Source organism: Escherichia sp. E4742 (assembly GCF_005843885.1).
Classification (GTDB): domain Bacteria; phylum Pseudomonadota; class Gammaproteobacteria; order Enterobacterales; family Enterobacteriaceae; genus Escherichia.
The window spans coordinates 1797953-1817515 of record NZ_CP040443.1 but is presented as its reverse complement, the minus strand read 5'-3'; the positions used below and the strand labels follow the sequence as shown (position 1 = coordinate 1817515).

The following is a 19563-nucleotide window of genomic DNA, read 5'->3' as shown; positions in this document are numbered from 1 at the left end:
GTAGTGAATGGCCGTACTGGGATTACAGGGGGTGCGGGGAGGTGTGGGTACAACAACCATCACCGCCGCGTTGGCCTGGTCATTGCAAATGTTGGGAGAAAATGTCCTGGTGGTTGATGCCTGCCCGGACAATTTGTTGCGCTTGTCGTTCAACGTTGATTTTACCCATCGTCAGGGCTGGGCCAGAGCCATACTGGATGGTCACGACTGGCGAGATGCCGGGATGCGCTATACCTCGCAGCTCGATCTGCTGCCTTTTGGTCAGTTAACCATTGAAGAGCAAGAGAATCCCCAGCACTGGCAAACTCAGTTGGGTGCAATTTGCGAAGGCTTGCAGCAGCTGCAGGCCAGTGGGCGTTATCAATGGATTTTGATCGACTTACCGCGCGACGCCTCGCAGATAACGCATCAAATCCTGAGCCTGTGCGATCACTCGCTGGCAATCGTTAAAGTGGATGCTAACTGCCATATTCGGCTGCATCAGCAAGCACTGCCTGCTGGCGCGCATATATTGATTAATGATTTCCGCATTGGCAGCCAGGTTCAGGAAGATATTTACCAGTTGTGGTTGCAAAGCCAGCGCCGGTTACTGCCAATGTTGATTCATCGCGATGAAGCGATGGCTGAATGCCAGGCGGCGAAACAGCCGTTAGGTGAATACCGCAGTGATGCGCTGGCGGCGGAGGAAGTTCTGACGCTGGCAAACTGGTGCCTGTTGAACTATTCCGGTCTGAAAAAGCCAGCCGGGAGCGCGTCATGAGTATCTTGACCCGGTGGTTGCTTATCCCGCCGGTCAACGCGCGTCTTATCGGGCGTTATCGGGATTATCGTCGTCACGGCGCATCGGCTTTCAGCGCGACGCTTGGCTGTTTTTGGCTGATCCTGGCCTGGGTGTTCATTCCGCTTGAACACCCGCGCTGGCAGCGTATTCGCGCAGAACATAAAAATCTTTACCCACATATCAACGCTTCGCGTCCGCGCCCGTTGGATCCGGTCCGCTATGTCATTCAGACTTGCTGGTTGTTGATCGGCGCTTCACGCAGAGAGACGCCAAAACCACGCTGGCGGGCATTTTCTGGCTTGCAGAATATCCGTGGGCGTTACCATCAATGGATGGACAAACTGCCAGAGCGTGTCAGCCAGAACACGCAACATCTTGATGAGAAAAAAGAACTGGGCCATCTGAGCGCCGGAGCACGGCGTTTTATTCTTGGCGTCATTGTGACTTTCTCGCTGATTCTGGCGCTAATTTGCGTCACTCAGCCTTTTAACCCGTTGTCGCAATTTATCTTCCTGATGTTGCTGTGGGGCGTGGCGCTAATGGTGCGGCGTCTGCCAGGGCGCTTCTCGGCGTTGATGTTGATTGTGCTGTCGCTGACTGTCTCGTGTCGCTATATCTGGTGGCGCTACACCTCCACACTGAACTGGGACGATCCGGTCAGTCTGGTATGTGGCTTAATCCTGCTATTTGCGGAAACTTATGCGTGGATTGTGCTGGTGCTCGGCTACTTCCAGGTGGTGTGGCCGCTGAATCGTCAGCCAGTACCGCTGCCGAAAGATATGTCGCAATGGCCGTCAGTGGATATTTTCGTGCCAACGTACAACGAAGATCTCAGCGTGGTGAAAAACACCATTTATGCCTCGCTGGGTATCGACTGGCCGAAAGACAAACTCAACATCTGGATCCTTGATGACGGTGGCAGGGAAGAGTTCCGCCAGTTTGCGCAAAACGTTGGGGTGAAATATATCGCCCGAACGACGCATGAACATGCGAAAGCAGGCAACATCAACAATGCACTGAAATATGCCAAAGGCGAGTTCGTGTCGATTTTCGACTGCGACCACGTTCCCACACGCTCGTTCCTGCAAATGACCATGGGCTGGTTCCTGAAAGAAAAGCAGTTGGCGATGATGCAAACGCCTCACCACTTCTTCTCGCCAGATCCGTTCGAACGCAACCTGGGGCGTTTTCGTAAAACGCCGAACGAAGGTACGCTGTTCTACGGTCTGGTGCAGGACGGTAATGACATGTGGGATGCCACTTTCTTCTGCGGTTCCTGTGCGGTGATTCGTCGTAAGCCGTTGGACGAGATTGGCGGCATCGCGGTCGAAACCGTTACTGAAGATGCGCATACTTCTCTGCGTTTACACCGTCGTGGCTACACTTCCGCTTATATGCGTATTCCCCAGGCGGCGGGGCTGGCGACTGAAAGCCTTTCGGCGCACATTGGGCAGCGTATCCGTTGGGCGCGCGGGATGGTGCAAATCTTCCGTCTTGATAACCCGCTTACGGGTAAAGGGCTGAAGTTCGCCCAGCGGCTGTGCTACGTCAACGCTATGTTCCACTTTTTGTCGGGGATTCCACGGCTGATCTTCCTGACCGCGCCGCTGGCGTTTCTGCTGCTGCACGCCTACATCATTTACGCGCCTGCGTTGATGATAGCCCTGTTTGTGCTGCCGCATATGATTCACGCCAGCCTGACCAACTCGAAGATTCAGGGTAAATATCGCCACTCCTTCTGGAGCGAAATCTACGAGACGGTGCTCGCCTGGTATATCGCCCCGCCGACGCTGGTGGCGCTGATTAACCCGCACAAAGGCAAATTTAACGTCACCGCCAAAGGTGGTCTGGTGGAGGAAGAGTACGTCGACTGGGTGATCTCGCGACCGTACATCTTCCTCGTATTACTCAACCTGGTCGGTGTTGCTGTCGGCATCTGGCGTTACTTCTATGGCCCGCCGACCGAAATGCTCACCGTGGTCGTTAGTATGGTTTGGGTGTTCTACAACCTGATTATTCTCGGTGGCGCAGTAGCGGTATCGGTAGAAAGCAAGCAGGTACGTCGTTCACACCGTGTTGAGATGACCATGCCAGCGGCGATTGCCCGGGAAGATGGGCATCTTTTCTCCTGCACCGTTCAGGACTTCTCTGACGGTGGACTGGGGATCAAGATCAACGGTCAGGCGCAGATTCTGGAAGGACAGAAAGTGAATCTGCTGCTCAAACGCGGTCAGCAAGAGTATGCCTTCCCGACTCAGGTTGCGCGCGTGATGGGTAACGAAGTGGGGCTGCAATTGATGCCGCTCACTACCCAGCAACATATCGATTTTGTGCAGTGTACGTTTGCCCGTGCGGATACATGGGCGCTCTGGCAGGACAGCTACCCGGAAGATAAGCCGCTGGAAAGTCTGCTGGATATTTTGAAGCTCGGCTTCCGTGGCTACCGCCATCTGGCGGAGTTTGCGCCTTCTTCGGTGAAGGGCATTTTCCGTGTGCTGACTTCTCTGGTTTCCTGGGTTGTTTCGTTCATTCCGCGTCGCCCGGAGCGGAGCGAAACGGTACAACCATCGGATCAGGCTTTGGCTCAACAATGATGATAACGCGATGAAAAGAAAACTATTCTGGATTTGTGCAGTGGCTATGGGGATGAGTGCGTTCCCCTCTTTCATGACGCAGGCGACACCGACGACGCAACCACTGATCAATGCTGAGCCAGCTGTACCCGCCCAGGCGGAGCAAAATCCGCGGGTCGGACAGGTGATGCCAGGCGTGCAGGGCGCGGACGCGCCCATCGTGGCGCAGAATGGCCCTTCGCGCGATGTGAAGCTGACCTTTGCGCAAATCGCGCCGCCGCCGGGCAGTATGGTACTGCGTGGTATTAACCCGAACGGCAGCATAGAGTTTGGTATGCGCAGTGATGAAGTGGTGACGAAGGCGATGCTTAACCTTGAATATACGCCGTCGCCATCACTGCTGCCGATACAGTCACAGTTGAAAGTCTATCTGAACGATGAGTTGATGGGCGTGCTGCCAGTGACCAAAGAGCAGTTGGGTAAAAAGACGTTGGCGCAAATGCCGATTAATCCGCTGTTTATCACCGACTTCAACCGCGTGCGGCTGGAGTTTGTTGGTCATTATCAGGATGTCTGTGAAAACCCGGCCAGCACAACGCTCTGGCTGGATGTCGGACGCAGTAGCGGACTGGATCTGACATATCAATCACTGAATGTGAAAAATGATCTGTCGCACTTCCCGATTCCGTTTTTCGACCCGAGGGATAACCGAGCCAATACGTTGCCGATAGTTTTTGCTGGTGCGCCGGATGTTGGTCTGCAACAGGCTTCGGCGATTGTTGCGTCGTGGTTTGGTTCCCGTTCTGGCTGGCGCGGACAGAACTTCCCGGTACTCTATAATCAGCTTCCGGACCGCAATGCGATTGTCTTTGCGACCAATGACAAGCGACCGGACTTCCTGCGCGATCATCCGGCAGTAAAAGCCCCGGTGATTGAGATGATCAACCATCCGGAGAATCCTTACGTCAAATTGCTGGTGGTCTTTGGGCGTGATGACAAAGATCTATTGCAGGCGGCGAAAGGCATTGCTCAGGGCAATATTTTGTTCCGTGGCGACAGCGTAGTGGTGAACGATGTTAAACCACTATTGCCGCGTAAACCGTACGATGCGCCAAACTGGGTGCGAACCGATCGTCCGGTCACCTTTGGTGAGCTGAAAACCTATGAAGAACAGTTACAGTCCAGCGGGCTGGAGCCGGCAGCGATTAACATCTCGCTGAACTTGCCGCCAGATCTCTACCTGATGCGCAGCACCGGTATCGATATGGATATCAACTATCGCTACACCATGCCGCCGGTGAAAGACAGCTCGCGGATGGATATCAGCCTGAACAACCAGTTCCTGCAATCTTTCAACCTGAGCAGTAAACAGGAGGCGAACCGCCTGCTGCTGCGGATCCCGGTGTTGCAAGGTTTGCTGGATGGTAAAACCGATGTCTCCATCCCGGCGCTGAAACTGGGGGCGACCAACCAGTTGCGTTTCGATTTTGAGTATATGAACCCAATGCCGGGCGGTTCGGTGGATAACTGCATTACCTTCCAGCCGGTGCAGAATCACGTCGTGATTGGCGATGACTCAACTATTGATTTCTCAAAGTATTACCACTTCATCCCGATGCCGGATCTGCGCGCGTTTGCTAATGCGGGCTTCCCGTTCAGCCGGATGGCGGATTTGTCGCAAACCATTACCGTGATGCCAAAAACACCAAACGAAGCACAGATGGAAACACTGCTTAATACCGTGGGCTTTATTGGTGCACAGACGGGCTTCCCGGCGATCAACCTGACGGTGACCGATGATGGCAGCACTATTCAGGGGAAAGACGCCGATATCATGATAATTGGCGGTATCCCGGACAAATTAAAAGATGACAAGCAGATCGATATGCTGGTGCAGGCTACCGAAAGTTGGGTGAAAACGCCGATGCGCCAGACTCCGTTCCCCGGCATTGTGCCAGACGAAAACGACCGCGCAGCAGAAACTCAGTCCACACTGACCTCTTCTGGTGCGATGGCGGCGGTGATTGGCTTCCAGTCACCGTATAACGACCAGCGCAGCGTAATTGCGTTACTGGCGGATAGTCCACGCGGTTACGAGATGCTCAACGATGCGGTGAACGACAGCGGTAAACGCGCCACTATGTTTGGTTCCGTAGCGGTGATTCGCGAGTCCGGTGTTAACAGCCTGCGCGTTGGCGACGTCTATTACGTCGGTCATCTGCCGTGGTTTGAACGTTTATGGTACGCACTGGCGAACCATCCGATTCTGCTGGCGATACTGGCGGCAATCAGCGTGGTGCTGCTGGCCTGGGTACTGTGGCGTCTGCTGCGTATCATCAGCCGTCGTCGTCTTAATCCGGATAATGAGTAATCGATGATGAAAGTTTTGCGTAGTGGGATCGTGACGATGCTGCTGTTGGCTGCTTTCAGTGTTCAGGCCGCCTGCAACTGGCCTGCCTGGGAGCAGTTCAAAAAGGATTACATCAGTCAGGAAGGGCGCGTCATTGACCCCAGTGACGCACGCAAAATTACCACCTCTGAAGGGCAAAGCTACGGCATGTTCTTTGCCCTGGCGGCTAATGATCGTGCGACATTTGACAACCTACTTGACTGGACCCAGAACAATCTTGCTCAGGGGGCCTTAAACGAACATTTGCCTGCCTGGCTGTGGGGCAAAAAAGAGAACAGTAAGTGGGAAGTGCTGGACAGCAATTCGGCCTCTGATGGTGATATCTGGATGGCCTGGTCATTGCTTGAGGCGGGCCGCTTGTGGAAAGAACAACGTTATACCGACATCGGTAGCGCATTGTTAAAACGCATTGCGCAAGAGGAAGTGGTGACTGTGCCGGGGTTGGGGTCGATGCTGTTACCAGGCAAAGTGGGCTTTGCTGAGGATAACACCTGGCGTTTTAACCCGAGTTATCTACCACCGACGCTGGCACAGTATTTCACCCGCTTTGGCGCGCCCTGGACTACGTTGCGCGAAACGAATCAACGTTTGCTGCTGGAAACTGCACCGAAAGGTTTTTCGCCTGACTGGGTGCGTTATGAAAAAGATAAAGGCTGGCAGCTGAAAGCTGAAAAAACGCTGATCAGCAGCTATGACGCCATTCGTGTTTATATGTGGGTTGGTATGATGCCCGACAGCGATCCGCAAAAAGCGCGGATGCTCAACCGTTTTAAACCGATGGCGACATTCACCGAGAAAAACGGCTATCCGCCGGAGAAAGTCGATGTCGCTACGGGTAAAGCGCAGGGTAAAGGGCTGGTAGGTTTTTCTGCGGCTATGTTGCCGTTTCTACAGGACCGTGACGCGCAGGCTGTACAGCGCCAGCGTGTGGCAGATAACTTTCCTGGCAGCGATGCCTATTACACTTATGTGCTGACCCTGTTCGGGCAAGGCTGGGATCAACACCGTTTCCGCTTCTCGACAAAAGGTGAGTTATTACCTGACTGGGGCCAGGAATGCGCAAATTCACACTAAACATCCTCACACTTTCCCTCGGTCTGGCTGTGATGCCGATGGTCGAGGCGGCGCCAACCGCCCAGCAACAGTTACTGGAGCAGGTACGAGTTGGCGAAGCGACTCACCGCGAAGACCTGGTGCAGCAGTCTCTGTATCGTCTGGAACTTATTGATCCGAATAACCCGGACGTCGTTGCTGCCCGCTTTCGCTCTCTGTTACGGCAGGGTGATGTTGATGGGGCGCAAAAACAACTCGACCGATTGTCGCAATTAGCGCCGAGTTCAAACGCTTACAAATCGTCGCGGACGACGATGTTGCTTTCCACGCCGGATGGTCGCCAGGCACTGCAACAGGCACGATTGCAGGCCACCACCGGGCATGCGGAAGAAGCCGTGGCGGGTTACAACAAACTGTTCAACGGGGCACCGCCGGAAGGTGACATTGCCGTCGAGTACTGGAGTACGGTAGCAAAAATTCCGGCTCGCCGTGGCGAAGCGATTAATCAGCTAAAACGCATCAATGCGGATACGCCGGGCAACACGGCCCTGCAAAACAATCTGGCGCTATTGCTGTTTAGTAGCGATCGCCGTGACGAAGGTTTTGCCGTACTGGAGCAGATGGCGAAATCTAACGCCGGTCGTGATGGTGCTTCTAAAATCTGGTACGGGCAGATAAAAGATATGCCCGTTAGCGACGCCAGCGTGTCGGCACTGAAAAAATATCTCTCTATTTTTAGCGATGGCGATAATGTGGCGGCTGCGCAATCGCAACTGGCAGAACAACAAAAGCAGCTGGCCGATCCTAATTTCCGCGCCCGTGCGCAAGGTTTAGCAGCGGTGGACTCAGGCATGGCAGGTAAAGCCATTCCCGAACTGCAACAGGCGGTGCGTGCTAACCCGAAAGACAGTGAAGCCCTTGGGGCGCTGGGGCAAGCGTATTCCCAGAATGGCGATCGTGCTAATGCGGTGGCGAATCTGGAAAAAGCCCTCGCGCTGGACCCGCACAGCAGCAACAACGACAAGTGGAACAGTCTGCTGAAAGTGAACCGCTACTGGCTGGCGATCCAGCAGGGCGATGCTGCGCTGAAAGCCAATAATCCTGACCGCGCAGAGCGTCTGTTCCAGCAGGCGCGCAATGTCGATAACGCCGACAGCTATGCGGTGCTGGGGCTGGGCGATGTGGCGATGGCGCGCAAAGATTACCCCGCCGCCGAACGTTATTATCAGCAGACGCTGCGGATGGACAGCGGCAACACCAACGCCGTGCGCGGTCTGGCGAATCTTTATCGCCAGCAATCGCCGGAAAAGGCTGAAGCATTTATTGCCTCGCTCTCTGCCAGCCAGCGGCGCAGCGTTGATGACATCGAACGCAGTCTGCAAAACGACCGTTTGTCACAGCAGGCCGAAGCGCTGGAAAAACAGGGCAAATGGGCGCAGGCAGCAGCACTTCAGCGCCAGCGACTGGCGCTGGACCCCGGCAGTGTGTGGATTACTTACCGGCTTTCGCAGGATCTCTGGCAGGCCGGACAACGCAGCCAGGCAGATACTCTGATGCGCAATCTGGCGCAGCAGAAGCCGAACGACCCGGAGCAGGTTTACGCCTACGGGCTGTATCTCTCCGGTCATGATCAGGACCGGGCGGCACTGGCGCATATAAACAGCCTGCCGCGCGCGCAGTGGAACAGCAATATTCATGAACTGGCAAACCGACTGCAAAGCGATCAGGTGCTGGAAACAGCCAGTCGCCTGCGTGAAAGCGGCAAAGAAGCCGAAGCGGAAGCGATGCTGCGCCAGCAGCCACCTTCCACACGCATTGATCTCACCCTGGCCGACTGGGCGCAGCAACGGCGCGATTACACCGCCGCCCGTGCGGCGTATCAGAACGTTTTGACGCGCGAGCCAACTAACGCCGACGCCATTCTTGGTCTGACGGAAGTGGATATCGCTGCTGGTGACAAAGCGGCGGCACGTAGCCAGCTGGCGAAACTGCCCGCCACCGATAACGCCTCTCTGAACACTCAGCGGCGCGTGGCGCTGGCGCAGGCGCAGCTTGGCGATATCGCAGCGGCGCAGCAGACATTTAACAAGCTGATCCCGCAGGCAAAATCTCAGCCGCCGTCGATGGAAAGCGCGATGGTACTGCGCGATGGTGCGAAGTTTGAAGCACAGGCGGGCGATCCAAAGCAGGCGCTGGAAACCTACAAAGACGCGATGGTCGCATCCGGTGTGACCACGACGCGTCCGCAGGATAACGACACTTTCACTCGTCTTACGCGTAATGATGAAAAAGATGACTGGCTGAAACGCGGCGTACGTAGCGATGCGGCGGACCTCTATCGTCAGCAGGATCTTAACGTCACCCTGGAACACGATTACTGGGGATCGAGCGGTACTGGCGGCTACTCCGACCTGAAAGCGCACACCACCATGTTGCAGGTAGATGCGCCATATGCGGATGGACGAATGTTCTTCCGCAGCGATTTCGTCAATATGAATGTCGGCAGTTTTTCCGCCGATGCTGAGGGTAAATGGGATAACAACTGGGGCACCTGTACGTTGCAGGACTGCAGCGGTAATCGCAGCCAGTCGGATTCCGGCGCCAGCGTGGCGGTCGGCTGGCGAAATGACGTCTGGAGCTGGGATATCGGCACCACGCCGATGGGCTTCAACGTCGTGGACGTGGTCGGCGGCGTCAGTTACAGCGACGATGTCGGTCCGCTTGGCTACACCGTTAACGCCCATCGCCGACCTATTTCCAGTTCATTACTTGCCTTCGGCGGACAGAAAGACTCTCCGAGCAATACCGGGAAAAAATGGGGCGGCGTACGTGCCGATGGTGTGGGGTTAAGTCTGAGCTATGATAAAGGCGAGGCAAACGGCATCTGGGCATCACTTAGCGGTGACCAGTTAACCGGCAAAAATGTCGAAGATAACTGGCGCGTGCGCTGGATGACGGGCTATTACTATAAAGTCATCAACCAGAATAATCGTCGCGTCACTATCGGCCTGAACAACATGATCTGGCATTACGACAAAGACCTGAGTGGGTACTCACTTGGGCAGGGCGGCTACTACAGCCCGCAGGAATATCTGTCGTTTGCCGTACCGGTGATGTGGCGTGAGCGCACGGAAAACTGGTCATGGGAGCTGGGCGCGTCTGGCTCATGGTCGCATTCGCGCACCAAAACCATGCCGCGTTATCCGCTGATGAACCTGATCCCGACTGACTGGAAAGATGATGCTGCCAGCCAGACCAACGACGGCGGCAGCAGTCAGGGCTTTGGCTATACGGCGCGAGCGTTACTTGAACGACGTGTCACATCCAACTGGTTTGTCGGCACGGCGATTGATATCCAACAGGCGAAAGATTATGCGCCAAGCCATTTCCTGCTCTACGTACGGTATTCTGCCGCCGGATGGCAGGGCGATATGGATTTACCGCCACAGCCGCTGATACCTTACGCCGACTGGTAAGTTTTCAGATAGCGCCTCTCTTAATGCCGCTGCGATCGGGTATACTCGGGCGGCAGTCTGGGATTTCCGGGGGAGAGATAATTTGCGCGTTAGTCGTTCGTTAACAATCAAGCAGATGGCAATGGTGGCGGCCGTTGTTCTGGTGTTTGTCTTTGTTTTTTGCACCGTTTTGCTGTTCCACCTGGTACAGCAGAATCGCTATAACACGGCTACGCAACTGGAAAGCATTGCTCGTTCTGTCCGCGAACCCTTGTCCTCAGCCATCCTCAAAGGGGATATTCCCCAGGCGGAGGCCATTCTCTCCAGCATCAAACCTGCGGGCGTGGTCAGCCGCGCAGATGTGGTGCTGCCTAACCAGTTCCAGGCGCTGCGTAAAAGTTTTATTCCTGAACGCCCGGTGCCGGTAATGGTTACCCGACTGCTCGAACTACCGGTGCAAATCTCGCTGGGCGTCTACTCGCTGGAGCGCCCGGCAAACCCACAACCGATTGCCTATCTGGTGTTACAGGCGGATTCCTTTCGCATGTATAAGTTCGTGATGAGTACGCTCTCAACGTTAGTGACCATTTACTTACTTTTGTCGCTCATCCTGACAGTGGCGATTAGCTGGTGTATTAACCGACTGATATTACATCCTTTACGCAATATTGCTCGTGAGCTGAACGCCATTCCACCGCAAGAGATCATCGGCCATCAGCTGGCGCTGCCGCGTCTGCATCAGGACGATGAAATAGGCATGCTGGTGCGCAGTTATAACCTTAACCAGCAACTGTTACAGCGCCATTATGAAGAGCAGATCGAAAACGCGATGCGCTTCCCGGTGTCGGACTTGCCAAACAAAGCCCTGCTGATGGAGATGCTGGAACAGGTGGTGACGCGTAAACAGACTACTGCGCTGATGATTATCACCTGCGAAACCCTGCGCGACACCGCCGGTGTGCTGAAAGAGGCGCAGCGGGAAATCCTGCTACTTACGCTGGTGGAAAAACTCAAGTCGGTGCTGTCACCACGCATGGTTCTCGCGCAGGTCAGTGGCTATGACTTCGCTGTTATCGCCAACGGTGTGCAGGAGCCGTGGCACGCTATTACGTTAGGTCAGCAAGTACTCACTATCATTCGCGAGCCTTTGCCGATTGAACGCATTCAACTGCGCCCACACTGTAACATCGGCGTGGCGATGTTCTATGGCGATATCACCGCCGAACAACTTTATGGTCGTGCTATTTCTGCGGCGTTTACTGCTCGTCATAAAGGGAAGAATCAGATTCAGTTCTATGATCCGCAGCAGATGGAAGCCGCTCAACAGCGGCTGACGGAAGAGAGCGATATCCTTAATGCTCTTGAAAATCATCAGTTTGCGATTTGGCTACAGCCACAAGTTGAGATGACCAGCGGCAAATTAGTCAGCGCGGAAGTGTTATTGCGTATCCAGCAACCGGATGGGAGTTGGGACCTACCGGATGGGTTAATTGATCGTATTGAGTCTTGTGGACTGATGGTTACCGTCGGTCACTGGGTGCTGGAAGAGTCATGCCGACTGCTTGCCGCCTGGCAGGAGCGCGGCATTATGCTGCCATTATCGGTGAACATCTCAGCTCTGCAACTGATGCACCCGAATATGGTGGCGGATATGCTGGAACTGCTAACGCGCTATCGTGTTCAGCCAGGAACGCTGATTCTGGAAGTGACAGAAAGCCGACGCATTGATGACCCTCACGCGGCGGTGGCAATCCTTCGTCCGCTGCGCAACGCCGGAGTACAGGTGGCGCTGGATGATTTCGGTATGGGCTATTCAGGGTTGCGTCAGTTGCAGCATATGAAATCTCTCCCGGTGGACGTTTTGAAAATCGACAAAATGTTCATTGATGGTTTGCCGGAAGATAGCAGCATGATTGCCGCGATTATCATGTTGGCGAAAAGCCTGAATCTGCAAATCATTGCTGAAGGCGTAGAGACAGAAGCGCAACGTGACTGGTTGGCAAAGGCGGGCGTTGGAATTGCCCAGGGCTTCCTTTTTGCACGTCCACTTCCCATTGAAATCTTCGAAGAAAGTTACCTGGAAGAAAAATAGCTACCCCAAACTGATTACAAAACTTTAAAAAGTGCTGGTTTGTGCGAGCCAGCTCAAACTTTTTAACCTTTTTGTTTCAATTATGATCCAGGTACATTTCTGTGATGTTGTCTGGGTGTTATTTTAAGGCCGCAGGTACCCCATAACCTTACAAGACCTGTGGTTTTACTAAAGGACACCCTATGAAAACCTCTCTGTTTAAAAGCCTTTACTTTCAGGTCCTGACAGCGATAGCCATTGGTATTCTCCTTGGCCATTTCTACCCTGAAATAGGCGAGCAAATGAAACCGCTTGGCGACGGGTTCGTTAAGCTCATTAAGATGATCATCGCTCCCGTCATCTTTTGTACCGTCGTCACTGGCATTGCGGGCATGGAAAGCATGAAGGCGGTCGGTCGTACCGGCGCAGTCGCACTGCTTTACTTTGAGATAGTCAGTACCATCGCGCTGATTATTGGTCTTATTATCGTTAACGTTGTACAGCCAGGTGCTGGAATGAACGTCGATCCGGCGAGTCTGGATGCGAAAGCGGTAGCCGTTTACGCCGCGCAGGCGAAAGACCAGGGCATTGTCGCCTTCATTATGGATGTCATCCCGGCGAGCGTCATTGGCGCGTTTGCCAGCGGTAACATCCTGCAGGTGCTGCTGTTTGCCGTACTGTTTGGTTTTGCGCTGCACCGTCTGGGCAGCAAAGGCCAGCTGATTTTTAACGTTATCGAAAGTTTCTCGCAGGTCATCTTCGGCATCATCAATATGATCATGCGCCTGGCACCGATAGGGGCGTTCGGGGCGATGGCATTTACCATCGGTAAATACGGCGTCGGAACACTGGTGCAGTTGGGGCAGCTGATTATCTGCTTCTACATCACCTGTATCCTGTTTGTGGTGCTGGTACTGGGTTCAATCGCTAAAGCGACCGGTTTCAGTATCTTCAAATTTATCCGCTACATTCGTGAAGAACTGCTGATTGTGTTGGGAACATCGTCTTCCGAATCGGCGCTGCCACGTATGCTCGACAAGATGGAAAAACTCGGCTGCCGGAAATCGGTGGTGGGGTTGGTCATCCCGACAGGCTACTCGTTTAACCTTGATGGCACATCGATATACCTGACGATGGCGGCGGTATTTATCGCCCAGGCCACTAACAGTCAGATGGATATCGTCCACCAAATCACGTTGTTAATCGTGTTGCTGCTTTCTTCTAAAGGGGCGGCAGGGGTAACGGGCAGTGGCTTTATCGTGCTGGCGGCGACGCTCTCTGCGGTGGGTCATTTACCGGTGGCGGGTCTGGCGCTGATCCTCGGTATTGACCGCTTCATGTCGGAAGCTCGTGCGCTGACTAACCTGGTCGGTAACGGTGTAGCAACCATCGTGGTCGCTAAGTGGGTTAAAGAACTGGACCACAAAAAACTGGACGATGTGCTGAATAATCGTGCGTCGGAAGGCAAAACGCACGAATTATCCTCTTAATCTCACCACTTATGCCCGCACTCCCTTCCCCGAGTGCGGGTGTTTGCGCATAATTGCCCCCTGTGCCTGAACTTACCACCTGGGTGAGTTCAGGTTTATTTCACTTCTTCCGTGACATTTTTATATTCTTGCGGTCTAACACGAAGTGTTTTCAATGTCATTTAGACTGACCGACAACGGGCAGTTTTTTATTACCAGGATAGTTGATCAGGGGTTCACATGCAGGGCACAAAAATTCGACTTTTAGCGGGCGGTTTGCTGATGATGGCCACTGCTGGCTATGTGCAGGCAGATGCGCTCCAGCCTGATCCAGCATGGCAACAGGGGACGCTCTCCAACGGTTTACAGTGGCAAGTGCTGACCACGCCCCAGCGTCCCAGCGATCGTGTTGAAATTCGCCTGCTGGTTAATACCGGTTCGCTCGCCGAAAGTACCCAACAGAGCGGTTATAGTCATGCCATTCCCCGCATTGCGCTGACACAAAGCGGTGGCCTTGACGCAGCGCAGGCGCGTTCATTGTGGCAACAGGGTATCGACCCTAAGCGTCCGATGCCGCCGGTAATCGTCTCTTACGACACCACGCTGTTTAATCTTAGTCTGCCAAATAACCGCAACGACTTGCTGAAAGAGGCGCTCTCTTATCTGGCAAATGCCAGTGGCAAACTGACTATCACGCCAGAAACCATCAACCACGCGCTGCAAAGTCAGGACATGGTGGCAACCTGGCCTGCCGACACCAAAGAAGGCTGGTGGCGCTATCGTCTGAAAGGATCAACCTTGTTAGGTCACGATCCTGCCGATCCGCTGAAACAACCCGTTGAAGCAGAAAAGATTAAAGACTTCTACCAGAAATGGTACACCCCGGATGCAATGACGCTGCTGGTGGTGGGGAACGTTGATGCGCGCTCGGTTGTAGACCAAATCAACAAAACGTTTGGCGAACTGAAAGGCAAACGTGAAACACCAGCTCCGGTGCCGACGCTTTCTCCTCTGCGTGCGGAAGCGGTGAGTATTATGACCGATGCGGTACGCCAGGACCGGTTATCCATCATGTGGGATACGCCGTGGCAGCCGATTCGTGAGTCAGCTGCACTCCTGCGCTACTGGCGTGCGGACCTGGCCCGTGAGGCGCTGTTCTGGCATGTTCAGCAAGCATTAAGCGCCAATAACAGCAAAGATATCGGTCTTGGTTTTGACTGCCGTGTGCTATATCTGCGTGCGCAGTGTGCCATCAACATCGAGTCACCAAATGACAAGCTGAACAGCAACCTTAATCTGGTGGCGCGTGAACTGGCGAAAGTTCGTGACAAAGGTCTGCCGGAAGAAGAGTTCAACGCCCTGGTCGCGCAAAAGAAACTGGAGCTGCAGAAATTGTTTGCCGCCTATGCGCGAGCTGATACCGATATTCTGATGGGCCAGCGGATGCGTTCGTTGCAAAATCAGGTTGTCGATATCGCACCGGAGCAATATCAGAAACTGCGTCAGGATTTCCTTAACAGCCTGACGGTAGAGATGTTAAATCAGGATCTGCGTCAGCAGTTGTCGAACGACATGGCGTTAATTCTGCTGCAGCCGAAAGGCGAGCCGGAATTTAACATGAAATCGTTGCAGGCGGCCTGGGATCAAATCATGGCCCCATCGACTGCGGCTGCCGCCACATCTGTTGCCACGGATGACGTCCATCCTGAAGTTTCGGATATTCCACCTGCGCAGTAATAAATAACCCGGCAGCGTTTCTTCTACGCAGCCGGGATTAACGGTAATAAATAAGTTACCGTGATATACCCGCAGATATTTTTCCAGGCACGGCGGTAGCGCGCGAATAATTATTGACTGCTGTGGTTTATGCAAAAGGAAGTAACCACACTTTGTGAACGTAACATGCTAAAGAAATATAAATGCGCTACAAAGTCACATTGTTCTTGCTGACCATGATTCTCTGCTTAACAGGACTCTATTCCTGCAACAAGAACTTCCTCTTACTCTGGGATGCGAATAATATTTATGTCAGTACAAGAAATAATATCGATAAAGACAAGGTAAAGATAGAATTCGGCATCAGCGTCAACACGATCAACCGAGAAACGGATGCCGAATTATTTGCTGACAGAGATAAGTATACTGTTCTCTTCGAGGGTAAATTAAAAAACAAGATGGTAAATGAGTACGGGGAAAATGATTTTTTGATTACCTATGACGAACGGTGTTATTTGTCATTTCGTCACTTTAAAACTAGTCGTCGACATCAACATGATTATTATTTTGACTTCTTTAGCAATAATGGAAATATCTTCGTCACGGTCGAAATTAAAGGCGAGAATCCACTTAAATTTACGCGTAGTTTGAATGATACGCGTCAGCAGTTTTCGCCAACCTATAAAGATAGCACTTCTCATCCCTGCAAGGTTATTTTTTCAGTTCCTTCCTGAATACCGGTTCTGGACAATCACGACCAAAATGCGCAGCCCAGCCAAAAGCTTTACCGTTTTTCACGTAGCGTTGATAAATTAATGCACCGGTTTCTGGATCAAGATATCTGACCCAACTTGCAGCATGGCATAACACGGCAGCCCATGCCTGGGTTTTAGGGTGAAGTAAATCGGCAGATTGTCCGGCCCATTCCGCAGCCTGCCAGCGGTAATGCAAAAAGTGATGATTTTTGTCAGGCACTGCATTAGCAAAACGACGGTTTTCTTTCTCGCTTATCCAACCGCCATCATTAGTGTAGGCATAGGGTGTTGAATATGCGCTACTGGTAATAGCATAGTCGGGATACATTTCGTAGGCGATAAGTTCGATGCCGTTAAATCGTAATAAGCTTGCAGCCTCATATTGCGCCTGCGCGCGTTCCCGATTATTGATATTCTTTTTCCGGCTTTTCTCCATTAAATCTGCCAGTTGCTGCGCCATTTTACGGTAATTTGGAATATCAAAGTAGCTGACGGCTTGTTGATACTGACCATTACGAATAAGCCTTCTGGCCAGTAATGCACGTAATTTCACGTCAGTTGGGATGAGCGTTGGGGGGACGAAGTAACCGCTATATTCGCTGTCATCATCATATTGAGATGACTGTAAATTAAAGGGTTTCAGTTGTTGGTCTGGCGGTGGCACATTTTTATCAATAAACGTTTTTAGCTCCTGTAACGTTAATACACTTTCCCCCACATCAGCTAAATCTGCCCAATAAGTATCTTTGCCTTTATAAAACAGCGTCATTGCTTGCAAGTAATCATCGCGCTTCAACGCCAGAATTGCTTGCTCGCCAGCAATACGACATGATGGCATAATGATCTCATTACCGTGGTAGTAATCACTTTCTGTCATCGGGTTGCCCCACGTTTCATTTTCCGGGAAGAATTTTGCCGCACTGGAATAATAGCGAGTCGCTAAAGGAATATTACCTTCACGCAGCGCCATTTTTGCGTTTAACCATTCGCGGAGGCCACTTTCTGGTGCATCCTCTAATAAGATTTTTGTTAACGAGTAATCACCGTTGCGATAAGCTAATGCCGCTAGTCGATCGCTATAAATAAAACCTTTTATTCGATGATTTGCCAATAAATCTATCAATTTATCACGCTGCGTTGTGCAGAAATATTCACTGTATGCGGTAATGCACCCATCCTGGTTATATTTTCTGTCGTGACGAATAAAAAGTTCTGCAATGATTAATTTCTGAACTATTTGATCATCAATAATTTTTTCCAGAAGGGCGAGATTTTTTTTATTTGTCAGATACAGTGCAATTCTGCGTAATGAGACTTTACCTACAGGGGAACCTTGTGCGGCCTGTTGCGCATAATATTTGATGGCTCCCTTCATATCCGCTTTATTCAGCCTGTAAAAACCTAACTGTCCCAAACTGGCGAGAGAGAGTTGTTCGGGGTCTGGCTCACCATTGCGAACTTCTTCTATAATTTGTTGATAAAGATTAATCCCCTTTATGGATTCCTCACTAATATACACTCCGCTATTATAAGCTAACTCGTCATTTTCACCTGAATCGAATATTTTACGGGCTTGCGTATACATTGCCTTCAGCCGCCATTCACCTTGTTCGCTTTTGGGTAAGGCTAATAATTTATCGAACCAGGGGCTGTCATAGATGAAGTTATAAAAGTCTATGGCTCCCAGATAATAGAGTCGTTCCGCTGTAGGTAGCTTTGTCTTAAGTTTCTCTGCTATCTCTTGTAGACGTTTTTCGCGAGTATAATGTTGATAATCGGTATCCTTTTGTGTTTCTCTGTACTGATAATAGTCCTCTAAATTGTTTGGTTTGATTTCTGGTTGCCATAAAGGTAAACGTGGATCACGTTCGACTAAATGGCGAGCTTCATATATGAAACTACCATTAGGCATTTCTGTTAATGTGTGTTGTCGATCGTGCAAAAGTGAGTTCGGCGCATAAGGCCCGCAAGCATAAGTGTTCTCGCAAATAAGCGTGAATAACACAACGCTGGCAATCCGTGATATCTCATGGCGTAACATTAAACTCTCCTTGTAGTCTTTTATTGCAGCGCGCCCATCCCAGCGGACTGCTTTCTCCGGCGCGCAGTTGTCTGGCGCTTCCTCTCACAAGATTCAGGCTGGATGAGCCAGGTAGCACTTGATAGTGGCTGGCTCCATCCGCGAATAGACAATCTGCATTGGGTAGAATTATTTGTTTCGGCAACGGCGCATCAATTTCGCCGCTGTTTTTAATGGCCAGATCAAAAAGTTGCTCGTCTGTATGTTGAGTAATTATTAACGACCAGCATGGCGTCAGCGGTTTATGCCTAATCACGGCTTCCAGCGTCGTCAGGGACCAGGCGCGACGATCGCCTGCTAACGGTAGTCGAAACCATACCAGGCCCTGTAATCCACGCGGTGGTTGCTGTTTTAAATATTGAATGAAATCGGCAAGCGTTTGTGGCGACACGCTTAGCTCACGCATCTCCTCAGCAACGTATAGCGGAGCTTCGCTCTCGACGCGATTATCACTGGTGAGCGCGGAACCGTAAGCGGGCAATGCGATGAAAAAAGGATGCGTAGTTTGCCTGGCATACTGCTTTACCCAACGTTGCGCCAGGCTGGCATCGAACAGACCTTTTTCGGGTGATAGCACGTTATGTACCTGCAAAACCGAAGTATCCGCAATGCGCAATAATCGGGCGAGATGTGGTGATTCAAGCCAGGTCGGCAGGGCGGTAACGCTAAGTTTTATATTTGTAGGAAGCGTCTGATGTAACGTACTAAGTAGTGTCAGATAGTCCGGCAATTTTGCTGTTGGCGCGTCATAATCAATTTCCACACCTGCCAGCGTAATACCTGCCTTTTGCCACTCACGTAGTGTCTGTTGAATATGCTGGATAATTTGCTGGTTATTAAGTCGTGTAAGCTGACCATCGAGTCTCGCAACCAGCCAGACCGGGCGACCATCTTGCTTAATAAGCGAAGTATTCACCGCAAAATGTCGGATGCCTTCCTGTGGATGAAATTGCATCTCGAGTATGCGTAGCGTAGAGAAAAGTGGGCGGCTTTGTTTTAGTGCGTCGTTATGTTCTGCCGTCCAGACGCGTTGCCAAATATAGACTTGCTGATCAAAGCGAAGCGGCTGTGCGGGGGTAAATAAAATATGCAGCCCGTAACCCAGGCAAATCAGAAGAAGTAAAGCTGCAAAAATCCTTTTGCAAAATGGCATATTGTCACGGCATAACGATTATCAACAGGGCAATAGTGTACTGCCGA

11 protein-coding genes are annotated in these 19563 nt (G+C 52.1%); 9 read left to right on the top strand and 2 right to left on the bottom strand.

The genetic code is table 11. The annotated features are described in order from the left end of the window. Window positions 1–7 precede the first annotated feature (7 nt). The 9 genes from bcsQ (at window position 8) to FEM44_RS08765 (ending at window position 16262) form a co-directional block, all read left to right on the top strand. The gene (bcsQ, locus tag FEM44_RS08805; RefSeq protein WP_135522588.1) at window positions 8–760 is read left to right on the top strand and encodes a cellulose biosynthesis protein BcsQ; all 753 of its coding nucleotides are present in this window, start codon (window positions 8–10) and stop codon (window positions 758–760) included. After that, on the top strand, window positions 757–3375 hold the full coding sequence (bcsA, locus tag FEM44_RS08800; protein WP_135522589.1) for a UDP-forming cellulose synthase catalytic subunit: 2619 nt from the start codon (window positions 757–759) through the stop codon (window positions 3373–3375). The genes bcsQ and bcsA overlap by 4 nt, the downstream gene beginning before the upstream one ends. Window positions 3376–3385: 10 nt before the next feature. Then, entirely contained in the window at window positions 3386–5725 is a 2340-nt protein-coding gene (bcsB, locus tag FEM44_RS08795) for a cellulose biosynthesis cyclic di-GMP-binding regulatory protein BcsB (protein WP_135522590.1), read from the top strand. A 6-nt stretch (window positions 5726–5731) separates the two neighbouring features. Then, the gene (gene bcsZ, locus FEM44_RS08790; protein WP_135522613.1) at window positions 5732–6838 is read left to right on the top strand and encodes a cellulose synthase complex periplasmic endoglucanase BcsZ; all 1107 of its coding nucleotides are present in this window, start codon (window positions 5732–5734) and stop codon (window positions 6836–6838) included. Next, on the top strand, window positions 6820–10293 hold the full coding sequence (bcsC, locus tag FEM44_RS08785; RefSeq protein WP_135522591.1) for a cellulose synthase complex outer membrane protein BcsC: 3474 nt from the start codon (window positions 6820–6822) through the stop codon (window positions 10291–10293). Before bcsZ ends, bcsC begins: the two co-directional genes overlap by 19 nt. An 82-nt stretch (window positions 10294–10375) precedes the next feature. Further along, complete coding sequence (gene hmsP / locus FEM44_RS08780; protein WP_135522592.1) at window positions 10376–12364, top strand: biofilm formation regulator HmsP; 1989 nt, start codon at window positions 10376–10378, stop codon at window positions 12362–12364. 182 nt (window positions 12365–12546) lie between these two features. Next, complete coding sequence (gene dctA / locus FEM44_RS08775) at window positions 12547–13833, top strand: C4-dicarboxylate transporter DctC (protein WP_135522593.1); 1287 nt, start codon at window positions 12547–12549, stop codon at window positions 13831–13833. A gap of 219 nt (window positions 13834–14052) precedes the next feature. Further along, entirely contained in the window at window positions 14053–15549 is a 1497-nt protein-coding gene (locus tag FEM44_RS08770; protein WP_135522594.1) for a M16 family metallopeptidase, read from the top strand. 182 nt (window positions 15550–15731) lie between these two features. Continuing rightward, entirely contained in the window at window positions 15732–16262 is a 531-nt protein-coding gene (locus FEM44_RS08765; RefSeq protein WP_135522595.1) for a hypothetical protein, read from the top strand. On the opposite strand, the gene FEM44_RS08760 is transcribed toward FEM44_RS08765, so the two are convergent. After that, entirely contained in the window at window positions 16240–18324 is a 2085-nt protein-coding gene (locus FEM44_RS08760) for a hypothetical protein (RefSeq protein WP_138158976.1), read from the bottom strand. The genes FEM44_RS08765 and FEM44_RS08760 overlap by 23 nt on opposite strands. Next, complete coding sequence (locus tag FEM44_RS08755) at window positions 18311–19516, bottom strand: DUF3142 domain-containing protein (RefSeq protein ID WP_135522596.1); 1206 nt, start codon at window positions 19514–19516, stop codon at window positions 18311–18313. The genes FEM44_RS08760 and FEM44_RS08755 overlap by 14 nt, the downstream gene beginning before the upstream one ends. Window positions 19517–19563: the final 47 nt, after the last annotated feature.